The sequence below is a fragment of the Micromonospora sp. DT231 genome, from assembly GCF_049847025.1.
In the GTDB taxonomy this organism is placed as follows: Bacteria; Actinomycetota; Actinomycetes; order Mycobacteriales; family Micromonosporaceae; genus Micromonospora.
In genome coordinates, this window is record NZ_JBNCNO010000001.1 from 365,652 (window position 1) to 379,084 (window position 13,433).

The window sequence follows — 13,433 nt, forward strand, 5'->3', positions numbered from 1 at the left end:
GGACCCTACGCGCTCCCGGCACCATGGTCGACCGCACCACCACCCACCGTGTACGAGTAGGGCACCGCGGCCACCTCCGTGGCGAATCCGGTACGGGCGTCGAGGGTGGTCACCGTCAATGACCCGGTGACCGGTTCTCCCACCGGTTCGTCGGCGCTGAAGAGCACGGTGACCCGGCCGCTCTGCCCCGGCGTCAGCGTCAGCGGCGTGGTGGGCCCGGTCGACCCTTCGACCACCCGCCGCCAGTGACTGCCGGTGGACGAGGTGACCCGCCGGTCGGGGAGTCGGGTCAGGGCGTTCGCCTGGCAGTCCACTCGGGCCGGCGGTTGGGGAGCACCGCCGAACGGCCCGGCCCGGTTGGCGTTGCAGATCCAGGTCGTGGCCGACACCTCCGTCGACGAGACGAGCACCTCCGAGTGCCGGCCGGCGGTTCCGGCCAGGTCCGGGTCACCGACGTAGTAGCCGTTCTCGCCGTACGGCTGCGTGTCCAGCACGTGCGGCACCGTCGAGTCGGCCGCCATCCGCAGCCGCGTCGTGCCGGTCGGCACCGCGAAGCGAGGGTAGACGTCGACGGCGGACACCGGTGTCTGATACGTCGCCGACGTCACCGGCCGCAACGGCACCTCGCCCACGGCGTCCAACCGGGCGTCCACGAGGTACGACGCCGGCGCCGTACCGGTGTTGGTGATGGTGAGGGTGGCCTCGGTCGGCCGCCCCGCCGGCAGCGCGGCTCCCGCCGGGACGCCGGTGGCCAGCACCGACGCCGGGGCGAACCCCACCCGGCCGTGGAACGGCTGGCTGGTCCGGACCGTGGCGGTCGGTGCGGTGAGCACCAGCACCACGGTCCAGCGACCTGGCTGCGGGGTACGCCGGACCAGGTCCAGCCGGGGCGGCGCCGTGGTTCCCGCGGAGCGCGAGCTGCTGGCCGCGAGCGGCATCCCGGCCGGGTCGACGAGCAGTCCCCACACCTCCAGCCCCGGGTCGTCGCCGGCCCGTACCGACACGGCCAGCGCGGGCTTCCCGGCCGGTACGTCGAACTGGAAGCTGCGCCGCTGCCCGAGCAGCGCCCACCCGGCGAGGGCGCCGTTGCCGCCGGAGAAGGTGCCGCCGAAGCTGCCGCCGGCGGGACCGGTCGGGATCAGCGCCCGCAGTCCCAACGGAAGCGCCGCGTAACCCGTCGCGCCGGCGACGGTCACGGCGGCCGACGAGTCACCGGCCGTGGTCGGCAGGCGGACCGGCAGCGAGGCGGTCGTCGTACCGCCGGGCGGCACGACGACCGAGGGGCCGTCGCGCACGGTCAACCGCAGCGCGGTGACGTCGTACCGGACCGCACCCACCGGCGGCGTCCCGTCGTCGCGGGTCCAGATCGCCACGGTCCAGCGGCCCGGCCGCGGTCGGGCCACCGTCACCCGCCCGTACCCTCCGTTGCCCAGCGGCAGTGAGTAACCGGCGAGCCGGCCGGCGGGATCGAAGACGCTCACCGCGACGGGCGCGGCATGCGCTCGGGGGTCCCAGGCCACCGCGGCCTGGAGCTGGTCGGTACCGCCGGGCACGGTGACCGGCACCCGGCGGGCGCTCGCCGGTACGCCGTCGGCGTCGACGAAGGCTGTCCCCGCCCCCGCGGCCGGCGTCACCTGACCGACGGCGAGGCTGCGAGCCGGCGCGGTGGACCGCAGGCCGACGGTGACGCGACGGGCACGCCCGCCCGGATTGGTGAGGTGCACCGCGACCGGTGTGACCTGCCCCGCCGCGCCGGTGACGCGCGCCGTCGAGGTGGCGACGAGCAACCCCGCCGCGTCCCGCGACACCGGCCGACCAGCGGCGTCGGCGGGCTGGGCGGCGGGAGCCGGATGGTCGGTCAGAGCTGCGGCCAGCCGCACCGCGGCGAGGGTGTCCACCCGCCCGGCGCCCTGCTGGTCGGCCGGCTGGCGCAGGTCGGTCGCGGAGCTCAGGAGGATGCGTTTGACCTGCTCGGGGGTCGGGGAGTCGCCGGTATGCCGGCGGACCGTCTGGATCACCAGCGCCGCCGCCCCGGCCACGAACGGCGCTGCCGCGCTGGTGCCGCCGAACAGGAAGAACGGGCTGGGGGTGCCGCCGTCGAAGAAGGAGACACAGCTCTGGTAGCGCGCGGTGTCGGTCGAGCAGGCAGCCCACCCGGTGTCGCCGGGCGCCACCAGGTCGACGGTGCGGGGTTCGGTCTGCGCGGTGCCGCCGGAGCTCAACGCGGACACCGAGTCGGACCGGTGGCCGCCGTCGCCGAGCGGCGACCCGCCGTACCCGAGCTGGCCGTAGGCGCGCAGTTGGGTGCTCGCGCCGACGGCGATGACGTCCGGGTCGCTGGCCGGCGAACCCAGGGTGCCGTCCGGCCCGGCATCCCCGCTGGCCACCACCACTGTCACCCCCGCGGCGACGGCCGCGTCGTTGGCCAGCCGCAGGGCGTTGGCGGCCGTGTCCGGATAGCCGTAGCCCACCAACGACTCGTTCAGCACGTCGACGCGTTCGTGCAGCACCGCCCACTCGATGCCCTGCAGGACGACCGACGTGGGCGCCGCGACGTTGCTGAAGACCTTGGCGACGTGCACGGTGGCGGCCGGTGCGACGCCGAGGATCCGCATCGGACACGGTCCGTCGGGCCGGTGCGCCGGATGCGCGTACCGCCCGGCGTCGTAGACGCCGACGCCCTGGGCCGCCACGACACTCGCGTCGCCGAAGGATTCCAGGATGTACGAGGGGGCGTCCAGGCCGTCGCCGGTGAAGTCGGCGTAGCCGGCCACGACCGACCGCCCGTCGCGGACGAACTCGGCCGCCGCCGGGTCGATCGCCCCGCCGAGCACGCCGACCCGCACCCCGGACCCGTCGGCCAGGTCGTGGGCGCCGGGCCCCAGGGCCGATCCGACGGTACGCGTCAACGCCAGCCCTTCCGGTTCGGTCAGCGGCGGCTCATCCGGCCCGGCGCAGCTACGGGCACCCGTCGCGGCTCCGTCGACCGGTGGCGCGGGCCGGCGCGAAGCGACCGGTTGGCGCAGTCGCAGCGGGGTGTCGGGCAGGACGGCTCGTACCCCGGGTCGGGTCGCCAACTCGGTGACGGCCCGCTCCGGCAGGGTCGTGGCGATGGCGTTCACCAGGCGCAAGGGCGCCACCCGGGTGGCGCCGACGCGGCGCAGGTCGGTGAGCATCGGCTGCTGGTCGGCGGTGATCCGGGCGGCCCGGTCGGCGAGCGGTCGCCCGCCGGCGGTGTCGTGCTGGTCGGCGAGGACGACGATGACGGCCCGGACCGGACCGGCGCCGACCGCCGCCGGTGGGGCCACGGCGGCTACCGGTCCGGTGGCCAGGGCCGGCGTCAGGAGGGCGGCCAGCAGTCGGTGCGGGGCGGTCAGTGGCACGGTGGGCGTCCTTACGTGCTGGTGGTGGCGGTGGACGAGCCGATCAGGCGGCGGCGCGACGTTCGGTGACGAGGACCCAGCCGAAGGTGGCGAGTTGCAGGGCGACGAGCGCGAGGAAGCCGACGCCGTTCCAGAAGGCGAGCCCGTCGACCGGAGCGTCGAGCCCGTCGACGGCCAGCCGGACCATCGTGACCATGGCGGGCACCGTGAGGGCCAGCAGCGCCGCGGTGACGGCGAGCGAGCCCAGCAGGTAGAACGGCGCGTACCAACGGATGATCCGCAGTTCCCGGACCGGCACACCGCCGAGGTCGTGCCCGGGGTCGCGGCCGACCAGCCGCCGCACCTGGTTGGCCAGCCACCGCCGGGTGTCACCCATCAGGTCACCCAGCCGCAGCCAGTTGCCCAGCACGTAGTAGACGTCCGTGCGCATGAACACCAGGAACTGGTAGACCACCGACAGCGTGAGCGTGTAGACGACGCCGCGCACCAGCCGCTCGTGCACGCCGGCGAGTTGCAACACCAGGCAGACCGACATGAGCAACAGGTCCCAGGTCAGCCCCGCCAGGTACGGGGCGTACCGGCGGCGTCGGGGCACGGACCGGACGGCCGACATCTCCGTCTGCGCCACCAGGAACCACAGCCTTCGGCTGATCGAGAGCCGTCCGGTGACGCCCAACGCCCGCACGGTGGCCGCGTGCGCCAACTCGTGCAGCAGCACCAGCACCCACGCCACCATCGCGACGACCAGGGCGTTGGCCAGCACCCCGTCCAGCAGGAACGCGTCGGCCGGGGCGGGCCGCAGCGAGGGTACGAGCGCCAGTAGCGACGGCACGGTCAACCAACCGCCGACGTAGAGCAGCCGCATCGGCGGCGCGAGCAGCCAGGCCACCCGGTGCGGGGGCAGGTTCGCCAGCAGCGCCACACCCCGGCGGGACACCTCGGCGGCGACCGGTGGGGTGCCGTTCTCCGGCGCGTTCCCGTCACCCGTCGTGGCGTCCACGCGCAGGAAGCCGCAGGACGCGATGCCGTCGAGGAAGTCGGCGAGGTCCGGCTCGGTGCCGTACCGGTCGGCGAACCGCCGGCGGACCTCGCCGAGCGGCAGCCCCTCGCCGAGCCACCGGACGAGGTCGACGCCCTCGGCCGGCAGCTCGACGAAGTCGCCGGTGTCGACCCGGCCGACCTCGCACACACCGTCCTCGCTCTCGCCGATGTGCAGCGGATGCAGCCGGACGACAGTGGTGTCGGCGAGCGTGCTGGTCACGCCGCGGACCCGGAGGCGACGGTGGCCCGCGGGCCGCCGGGGCGGGGCACCCGACCGTCCGGGCCGCAGGCGGCGCAGTCGTCGAGCAGCGTGCCCTCGGCGAACTGCGTCTCCATCCGGTGCACGTCGACGACGAGCTTCCGGCCGACGATGACCGGCTCCGCCATGCCGGTGAGGTGCTTGACGGCCTCCAGGGCGGCCAGGTTGCCGATCATGCCGGCCATCGGCGCGTTGCACGGGTTGATGGTCCGGTCGCCGATCACCCCGACCACGTACTCGGCCATCGGCGTGTACTCCGGGTGGTTGGCCGCGGCGTCCTGCTCGACGCACTGGAAGCAGGCGGTCTGGTAGGGCACGTGCAGGAAGAGGCTGACCGTGAGCCCGTCGTTGGAACCACGCATCCACGCGGTGCCCTCCCGCAGGGCAGCCTCGTTCAGCCACTGGTAGAGCGTCAGGCGTGGCCGGTCCGCGGCGCAGATCACCAGGTCCCGGCCGGTCATGGCGGCGCGGGCGGCCTCCACCCCGTCGACCCGCGCGTTACGTGCGCTGATCCGCACGTGCGGGTTGATCTCGGTCAGCCGGCGGACGGCGGCGGTCACCTTGGGCTGCCCGACGTCGGCGTCGGTGTACAGCACCTGGCGGTTGAGGTTCATCAGCTCCACGTCGTCGTCGTCGACGAGCAGGATGTCGCCGACCCCGATGGCGGCCAGGCTCATGGCCACGTACGACCCGAGGCCGCCGATCCCCAGCACCGTGACCCGGGCGTCGCGCAGCCGGAGCTGGAAGTCGGCCGCGGTCAGCGGCGGCTTGTGGAAGTACGAGAAGAACTCCAGGTTGCGCCGGTACCGCTCGCGTTCCACGGCCGGCAGCCGAGCCGGCGGGGGTACGGCGGCGTCCTCCACGAAGCCCATCCCGATCAGCGCGTCGACGGAGTCGTCGACGTCGCCGGCGCTGATGCCCGGATCGTGCTCCGCCATCGCGTCCGCCAGTTCGGGCCGGGTCCGGGTGCCGTCCAGCAGGCTCAACAGGTGCCAGGTATTGCCGCGCTCGTCGTCGACCATCTCCGAGGCGATGCCGTAGTCGCCGCCGCCGATGCGGATGCGGCCGTCGCCCAGCGGGATGGGTGGAAACACGCTCTTGATGCGGGGTCGCCTCATCCGTACTCACTCCTTCGGGTGCTCAGGTCGTGGTGGCGGTCCTGGTCACCGCCCGCACGGGCGGTGACCAGGACACTCGGGTCAGCAGTCCGTGCAGGGGCTGCAAGCGCAGATGACAGTGGTCTCGATCTTCTCGAGACGACGGATCTGGATCTTCATGGCGACACCTCCCTCCCGGGTCTTCCGACCGGCCCGACCGTGACCGGCGGAGGCCGCCGGTGCCCGGACCAGCACCTCGGTGAAGTCTGTGGCGGGCCGCCGGGCCGTGGGTGAATCCCGGACGATCCCGGATGGCCACCACCGGCGGCCCTCCGGTGCGCTCGGCGGATCCGATCAAGGACAAATCAGGTGACGCCGCCGGACCGTGCGGGTCTAGTAGGACGACAAGCCCGAGATCAGGACCGTGCAGGAGTCGCCGTGACCGAGTCGCTGCCGAGTGGAGGCGGTGTGGCGCCGCCGGATCCCGGGCCTGCCGACTCACTCGACGACGTGGCCCAACGGCTACGGATGTTGAAGGTGTGGGCCGGTGACCCGTCCTACGACACGATCAAGAGTCGGATCAACGCCGCCGGGAAGGCCACCGGCCGGCCCGGTGGTCTGCTGGCCAGGCGGACGACGGTCGCCGACTGTTTCCGGGACGGTCGACGGCGGCTCAACACCGATCTGGTGATCGCCATCGTCGAGGCCATGCACCCGGACGTCGGGTACGTGGCGCAGTGGCGGCAGGCGCTTCGGGTCGTCGGCGGGGAGGCCCGAGCGGCATCGCAGGTGCGGGTCCAGGACGACCTGCCGCAGGATCTCCCCGGTTTCGTCGGTCGTACCGCCGTGGTGAACCGGCTCCGACGGGAGCTACACAGGAGCGACCTGGACGACGACCCGGTCGTCCTGGCGATCCAGGGCATGGCGGGCGTCGGCAAGACCCACCTCGCCATCCACGCCGCGCATGCCGTGCACCGACGGAAACCGTTCGACCGGATCCTCTTCGTCAACCTGCGCGGGTTCCACCCCGACCCCGGTCAACCGCCGGCCGACCCGGCCTCGGTCCTGGAGGGCTTCCTGCGCCTGCTCGGCGTCGCCGGCCAGCAGATCCCGTACGACCTGCCCGCCCGGGCCGCCGCCTACCGCCGCATCCTGGCCGGCACCCACACGCTCGTGGTGCTGGACAACGCCAGCGACGCCGAACAGGCCCGCCCGTTGCTGCCCGACACCCCGGGCTGCCCGGTGCTGATCACCAGTCGACGCGACCTCGGCGACCTGCCGCACGCCACACGGCTCACCGTGGGCCTGTTCACTCCGGACGAGTCGGCCGCGCTGCTCGCCGGGGGCGGCCCGCCCCTCCCCGCCGGCCCCGACCCGAACGCGGTGGCCCGGATCGCGCAGCGGTGCGGCCACCTCCCCCTCGCGCTCGGGCTGGTCAACGCGCACCTCAGAAGCACCTCCGGCTGGACGCTCACCGATCACGCCGACCGGCTCGACGAGCGTCACCACCAGCGCCGCCTCGACGTCAGCGTGGAGCTCGCCTTCGACCTCTCCTACCGCGAACTGCCCACCGAACGGCGACGGCTGCTGCGCTTCGTGGCGGCACATCCCGGCGATGACTTCGACGCCCGGGCCGTCGCTGCCCTCACCGGCGTCCGCCCGTCCGACGCGGAGATCCATCTGCGCCACCTGCACCGGGACCACCTGCTGCAACAGGCCGTCCCCGGTCGGTACGCCCTGCACGACCTCATTCGCGCGTACGCCGCCGCCCGGTGCGGCGACGAGGACCCACCACCCGAACGGCGGGCAGCCCTGACCCGTCTGTTCGACTACTACGCGGCCACCACGGCCGCCGCCGTGGGCGTCCTGTACCCGGCCGGATCGCACCGCGAGCCGTCATCCGGCGGCGTGCGGGTCGCGGCGCCGCTCGACGCGGACACCGCCCGCGGCTGGCTGGACACCGAGCGCCCGGCTCTGGTCGCCGTCGCCGCTCACACCGCCGCCCACGGCTGGCCCTCCCACACCACCCGGCTGTCGGCCAGCCTGTTCCCGTACCTGCACGGCGGGTATCCCACCGACGCCCTCGCCATCCACGAGCACGCGCGTACCGCCGCTCGCCGTGCCGGTGACTCAGCCGGACAGGCCCACGCCTCGACCAGCCTCGGCGCCACCTACGCGCAGCTCGGCCGGTACGGGCCGGCCACCGAGCACCTCCAGCAGGGCCGGAACCTGTTCCGACGGGTGGGTGACCAGGTCGGCGAAGCCCGCGTACTTGTCAACCTCGGTGTCATCGAGTCGCAGCTCGGCCGCAACCGATCCGCCGCCGCCAGCTACGGCCGAGCCCTGACCCTGTTCCGGCAGGCCGGCCACCAGGCCGGGGAGGCACACGCGCTGAACAACCTCGGTGAGGTCGAAGCGCAACTGGGTCGGTACGGGCTGGCCGCCAAGCACGTGCAACGGTCCCTGATCCTGTTCCAGCGACTCGGTGGCCGTACCGGGGAAGCCTGGACGCTGAACACCCTCGGCGACATCGAGATACGGCTGGGTCGGCACCGGGCCGCGGGGATCCACCTGGAGCGGGCCCTGGCCGTGTACCGCCAACTCGGCAATCACACGGGCACGGCCTGGACGCTGAACAGCCTCGGCACGCTGCACACCCGTCTCGGCCAGACAAGCCGCCATCACCAGCAGTCGCTCGACATCTTTCGCGAGACCGGCGAACGGTACGGGGAAGCCAGCGCGCTCAACGGAATCGCCGAGGCGGCTCGTGTCACGGGCAACGTCGCCGACGCCCTTGTCCACCACGGGGCGGCACACGCGATCGTCGTCGAGATCGGCGCGTACCACGAGCACGCCCGTACCCACGCCGGCCTCGGTCACGCCCACCGCGCTCTCGGGGCCCCCACGTCCGCCCGTGCTCACTTCCTACGGGCGCTCACCCTCTACGCCGACCTGGACATGCCCGAGGCCGAGGAGATCCGCGCCCACCTCACCGCCCTCGACGGCGACGGCGTCGAACCCGGGAGCCCGGACCTGACGGGACAGCTCCTGGTGAGCACCGTGAGCTGCGGTTGATCGGCGCCGTTCCGCCAACTCCACGGTGACGCGCTACTCGGGTACGCGGTCGGGCCGCGGACCGAGCTGGCTGATCTCGTACCCGTCGGGGTAGCTCCTGGCGTTGATCCCGTCGGCGAACAGCGCCGTCTTCCGGGGCGCTCCGAACCACCGCTGCGCCCTGGCCCGCGTCTTCAGACCGAGGTGCAGGCCGGCCCGGACCGGCCACGCCGGCGCCTCAACCCGCATGGCGCGGCGGAGCGGCGCATCGTACATCGCGCTGACCAGCGCGTTTCCCAGCGGCGCGAGCATCCGGGGGATCCGGGTGAGCATCAGCATCCGGGTGGCCCGCTCGATGGCCGCCGCGTCGTCGTTGGGCTGGAGGTGCACTGCGTCGTGGGTGTCGAACCAGGTCTCGAACTCGTCGTACGACCCGGGGATGTCCGTGATGCCCATCCGCCGGCCCAACTCCCGGTAGAACAGGTATGTGGCCTGCCGCTCGTGGCAGCAGGGCGGGCGCCAACCGTACTCCCGCAACCACCGCGTCGGGACCACCACGAGGCAACCCAGGACGTAGCGGAAGTCGTCGTTGCTGATGTCGTACGGGCGGTGGATCTGGTTGACGCGCCGCAACGCGTCCCGGCCACGAGGCTGCTCGAACCCGTTGAGCACCATCTCGTACATCAGCAGGCCGGTGTCGTCGATCCGCTTCTGGGTGCGGTCGGTCAGCTCACCTGTGGTCGTGTGCACCGCGGCGATGGCGGGAATGGAGAAGGACCTGTTGAAGGCCAGGTTGAGCCCGAGTTTCAGGTCCCACGGAAACTCGTGACGCAGCATGGTCTGGTAGATGGCCAGGTAGTCGCGCTCCGGGTCGAGAGCACGGGTACGGGTCAGGTTCGCGTAGCGGCCTCTCATCGGCGGGCGTCTCCAGCGGTGAGCTTCCGGGTCGCGCCGAGCGTCTGCGCCACCACAGGTGAGCGGGCGTAGGCGTCGGTGACGAGCGTCAGCCACGCCACCTCGCCGGCGTAGCCATCGTCCGGGCGGTGCAACTCGTCCGCGGGCTGCGGGGTGGCGGCCACGAGACCGGCGCCGTGCCGCCGCAGCGCGCAGGCCAGGTGTGCGGCCTCGACGGCTGCCTGCCGTTCCTGTGTGGTCAGTCCGGCCTGCTCGGCGAGCTGCTCGGCCAGCGTCGTCACACCGACGTCGCTGTACGGGCGCAGTGCCAGGCGGCCGTCGCGGATCTCGGCCACCCGGCGGGTCAGCGCGTAGTCGATGTCGCGCGCCGCCGTGAGGGGCCGGCGCAGGGCGGGGTCGAGTTCCAGCTCGGGCAGGGCCGCGATGAGGTCCCGCCAGAGCGGTTCGAGCCGCCGGTAGGAGTGGAAGTCCTCCCACCGGCGCGTGATCCGCAGGGTGGGCCCCCACGCCGGCATGGTGAGGCCGATCGTGATGAGCAGCGCGCCGATGGTCACCAGGACCGCCGCGATCTGTCGCTCACCGGTGGGTTGGTGGCCGGCCCAGTAGGCGACGAGATACACGATCTTGTTGACGCTGTAGAGCAGCGCGAAGGCCGCGCCCACCGCGGTGATGCGCAGGCCACGGCGCAACCAGGGCCGACCGCAGATCTTCGCGAAGCTCCAGCACAGCCGGGTGATGTCGAAGCAGTAGGCGAAGAAGCCGAGCACCAGGAAGATCAGCAGGTAGGCGGTCACGACGGGGTCGGTCGCGTACTCGACGGTCAGCAGCACCGGGTCGTCGTAGCTGAGGGTGTAGGCGAAGAGGCCGGCCATGACGAGGAACGCGAGCCCGGTGATCCACACCCAGACGCGGGCACGGGCGGCGGCCTTCGTCGGGGGAAGCGCGAAGTGCAGGAGCATGATCTCGGCGTTCGCCGAGATGGTCAGCGCGCAGCCATGGGAGATGACCTTGGCCAGGTTGGGCAGGCCGGACGCCTGGTCGATGGCGGACGCGATCGGCGGGATGGCGGCGGTGATCCCGGCGGCGAAGGCTCCGAGGCCCACACAGATCGCGCGGCGGGCCCGGCTCGGGTGCCGGCGCTGGAGTCGCACCATGTAGACGACGGCGATCCAGCCGGCGACGGCGCACACGGTATACAGGACGGTATCCATCGCTCCGCTACCAGTGGGGGTGCTCGAGTGAGTGCCGGAGCCGGCCGTACAGCTCGGCGTCCTGGCCGTCCAGCGGTTCGTCGTCCACGTCGCCGCGCCCGCCACGGAGCCGACGCAGGAGCAGCGAGCCGATCATCTCGGCTTCGCGTTCCTCGGCCGCGGCGTAGTTGCTGCGGCCGAGGCTGCGCTGGACCAGTTGCGGATCGAGGTCGGGCAGCAACAGGCGGGACGCGTCCGCGTCCAGTACCTCGGTCGCCCGGTGGCCGGCGAGCAGGTGACCCAGTTCGTGGCCGATGATCAGCTGTTGGTGCAGCGGCGAGGTGTCCTGTTCGAAGAAGATGGCGTCGAAGTCGCCGGTCGGCACGCACATCCCGCACACCGTCTGCGCCGGCAGCTTGATCGGCACCAGGTGGATGGGCCGGCCGCGGCGTTGGCCGAGGACGTCGCACAGCGTCTGGATGTCGAACGGCTCGGGCACCTCGAGCTCGGCGACGATCCGCTCGCAGCGCTTGCGTAATCGGTACAACCTCACGTCAGCGTTCCCCTGCTCGTCGACGTACTCCCATCGGAGGATGTGCACGGCTAGGTGCGCTCGCCGGGCCCGGAACCGGTGACGCCAGCACCCTCGGCCACGGCTCGCAGGCGGACCACCATCTGCTCGATGAGCTGGGTGTCGGTCGCCGAGAGGCCGTTGTCGGCGAGCACCTGGCGCAGCGCCACCTGCTTGACGTCCATTCGACGCAGCTCGCTGAGCAGCGTGATCTGGTCCTGTATTCGCCGTGCCGCCGCGTCGTCGACGAAGTAGCCCGAGTTGACCCCGAAGGCGGCGGCCAGGGCGCGGACGTGTGAGGTGCGGGGATCACGTGCCACGCCGCGGCGTAGCTCTCCGATGTAGGCGGCGCTGATCGTGACACCTGTCTCGGTCGCGGCTATGTTGATCTTGTCGGCGATCTCCTTGTTCGTGTACTTGCGCCCCGGCTCGTCGGAGTCGCCGAGCTCGTCGCGAGTGGGGCGGATCTCGTCGAACAGGTATTCGAGCCTCGCGGCCAGCGTGTCGAGGGGCGGCAGCTCCTGCTCTGTGTGCCGATCGTCGGCCATGATTCTTCACCCTCCAGGCACCGAAACGACAGTGTCGCAGATGGATGCGGCAACGAAACAGATGTTGACACCCGCACGGAACGTGAGCGTATGCTCGCTCCTGTTTGGAGCAACGCGTGTTGAGCGATCGGCCAATCTGCTCAACGCCCGTTGCGTGGCGGACGAACCCGAGGTCCGCCAGCCGAACGGGGAGGCGCCGTGGGAGGGGTCAGCTCCGCAAGGAGCACAACGGGGGGACTCCTCCTGCGCCCGCGCCTGGCCGTGCGGCGTGCAGGGTGTCCTCCAGGTGTGTGATCGCGGCGATCGCGACGGTGTCGACGCCGGCCCCGGTCGTGGCGACGATGCGTCGGGCGAGCCGGATCGCGTCGTCCGGGCTGGCGGCCTGAAACAGCAGCGGCACCAGGACGCGGACGGCGGCGCACCTCCCGTCGATGTCTTCCAGCAGACGGGGATGCCGCTCGACGAGCCGGGTGAGGCGGTGGTCGAGCACCGCGTCGAGCATGGGACGGGCCCGCCGCCGCAGGGCGGTCCGTAACTGGGCCCTGCCGTTCGGCCGACGGAGCAGGTCGGCCGGGTCGGCGCCGGCGGCGAACTCGGCCACCAGCAACGGGCCGGGCAGGCGTTGCTGCCGCAGCAGGCGCCAGGCCCGGTCCACGGCGGCGCAGCCGGCCGGGTCCGCGTCGAATGCCGCCACGACGCCCTGCGCGGCGCCGGGCAGATTCCGCAGTATCGCGGCCTGGTCGTCGGTGAGTGTGGTGCCGCAGGGCGCGACGGCCACCGCCCCCGAGGGGCCCGACCGGGAGTACGACAGCCACACCGCGAGGACGTCGGCCGGCCCTTCCACCAGGACCGGTGTCCATCGTGCGCGGATACGCTCCTGCTGCTCGGCGATGCCGAACAGCAGTTGTCCCTTGTCGTAGATCGCGCTCCGCGGGCTGTTTATGTACTTCGGTACGCGCACCACCGAATCAGGGCGGCAGCGGCCGAGGAACGCCACGGCCTGTCCGGCGGGACCGCGTACCGGGAACATGATCCGGTCGCGGAAGACGTCGATGAGCCGGTGTGGGTCCGATCGGGTGCGCCGTGCCACGCCGGCGCCTACCACCTCCTCCGCCGTGAAGCCGGCGGCGAGCAGGTGGTCGGTGAGCGAACTCCAGCCCGGTGGGGCGTATCCGACCCGCCACGGCCACTCCCGCTCGACGAGAACACCGAGGCCGCGGTGGGCGAGATACGCGCGCGGGCCGTCGGCCTGTCCCAGTTGGGCACGGTAGTACGCCACCGCGGCCTCGACGGCCGCCAGGAGCCGCGCGGACTCGGGCCCGCTGCCGCGTACCGGGGATGTCGGATGATGGGGTCGGGGAACGCCCATGGCCTA

General features: G+C 72.5%; 9 protein-coding genes. 1 reads left to right on the forward strand and 8 read right to left on the reverse strand.

What is annotated here, in order from left to right; translation table 11 throughout:
• Positions 1 to 5: 5 nt before the first annotated feature.
• The 3 genes from ACPXBU_RS01500 to ACPXBU_RS01510 are packed head-to-tail and all read right to left on the reverse strand — an operon-like array spanning position 6 to position 5,801.
• Entirely contained in the window at positions 6 to 3,383 is a 3,378-nt protein-coding gene (locus ACPXBU_RS01500; RefSeq protein ID WP_425755802.1) for a S8 family serine peptidase, read from the reverse strand.
• 43 nt (positions 3,384 to 3,426) lie between these two features.
• On the reverse strand, positions 3,427 to 4,644 hold the full coding sequence (locus tag ACPXBU_RS01505; RefSeq protein ID WP_425755803.1) for a hypothetical protein: 1,218 nt from the start codon (positions 4,642 to 4,644) through the stop codon (positions 3,427 to 3,429).
• Positions 4,641 to 5,801 (reverse strand): ThiF family adenylyltransferase, encoded by a 1,161-nt coding sequence (locus ACPXBU_RS01510; RefSeq protein ID WP_425755804.1) that lies wholly within the window; start codon positions 5,799 to 5,801, stop codon positions 4,641 to 4,643. The genes ACPXBU_RS01505 and ACPXBU_RS01510 overlap by 4 nt, the downstream gene beginning before the upstream one ends.
• Positions 5,802 to 6,218: 417 nt before the next feature.
• Here ACPXBU_RS01510 and ACPXBU_RS01515 point away from each other — a divergent pair, with 417 nt between their 5' ends.
• Positions 6,219 to 8,855: a tetratricopeptide repeat protein gene (locus ACPXBU_RS01515; protein ID WP_425755805.1), complete on the forward strand. Its 2,637-nt coding sequence runs from the start codon at positions 6,219 to 6,221 to the stop codon at positions 8,853 to 8,855.
• Positions 8,856 to 8,888: 33 nt separating this feature from the next.
• On the opposite strand, the gene ACPXBU_RS01520 is transcribed toward ACPXBU_RS01515, so the two are convergent.
• The 5 genes from ACPXBU_RS01520 to ACPXBU_RS01540 form a co-directional block, all read right to left on the reverse strand.
• Entirely contained in the window at positions 8,889 to 9,749 is an 861-nt protein-coding gene (locus ACPXBU_RS01520; RefSeq protein ID WP_425755807.1) for an oxygenase MpaB family protein, read from the reverse strand.
• Positions 9,746 to 10,960 (reverse strand): MAB_1171c family putative transporter, encoded by a 1,215-nt coding sequence (locus ACPXBU_RS01525; RefSeq protein ID WP_425755809.1) that lies wholly within the window; start codon positions 10,958 to 10,960, stop codon positions 9,746 to 9,748. The genes ACPXBU_RS01520 and ACPXBU_RS01525 overlap by 4 nt, the downstream gene beginning before the upstream one ends.
• A 7-nt stretch (positions 10,961 to 10,967) precedes the next feature.
• A complete protein-coding gene (locus ACPXBU_RS01530; protein WP_425755811.1) occupies positions 10,968 to 11,492 on the reverse strand; it encodes a hypothetical protein in 525 nt (174 codons plus the stop codon).
• A 50-nt stretch (positions 11,493 to 11,542) separates the two neighbouring features.
• A complete protein-coding gene (locus tag ACPXBU_RS01535; RefSeq protein ID WP_425755813.1) occupies positions 11,543 to 12,058 on the reverse strand; it encodes a hypothetical protein in 516 nt (171 codons plus the stop codon).
• 208 nt (positions 12,059 to 12,266) lie between these two features.
• Positions 12,267 to 13,427, reverse strand: coding sequence for a toprim domain-containing protein (locus tag ACPXBU_RS01540; protein WP_425755815.1), 1,161 nt, complete (start codon positions 13,425 to 13,427; stop codon positions 12,267 to 12,269).
• Positions 13,428 to 13,433 lie beyond the last annotated feature (6 nt).

Bases quoted from the DNA above. Each gene is read 5' to 3' on its own strand.
- ACPXBU_RS01510 (WP_425755804.1), bottom strand. From the start codon at position 5,801: ATGAGGCGACCCCGCATCAAGAGCGTGTTTCCACCCATCCCGCTGGGC.
- ACPXBU_RS01520 (WP_425755807.1), bottom strand. From the start codon at position 9,749: ATGAGAGGCCGCTACGCGAACCTGACCCGTACCCGTGCTCTCGACCCG.
- ACPXBU_RS01525 (WP_425755809.1), bottom strand. From the start codon at position 10,960: ATGGATACCGTCCTGTATACCGTGTGCGCCGTCGCCGGCTGGATCGCC.
- ACPXBU_RS01535 (WP_425755813.1), bottom strand. From the start codon at position 12,058: ATGGCCGACGATCGGCACACAGAGCAGGAGCTGCCGCCCCTCGACACG.
- ACPXBU_RS01540 (WP_425755815.1), bottom strand. From the start codon at position 13,427: ATGGGCGTTCCCCGACCCCATCATCCGACATCCCCGGTACGCGGCAGC.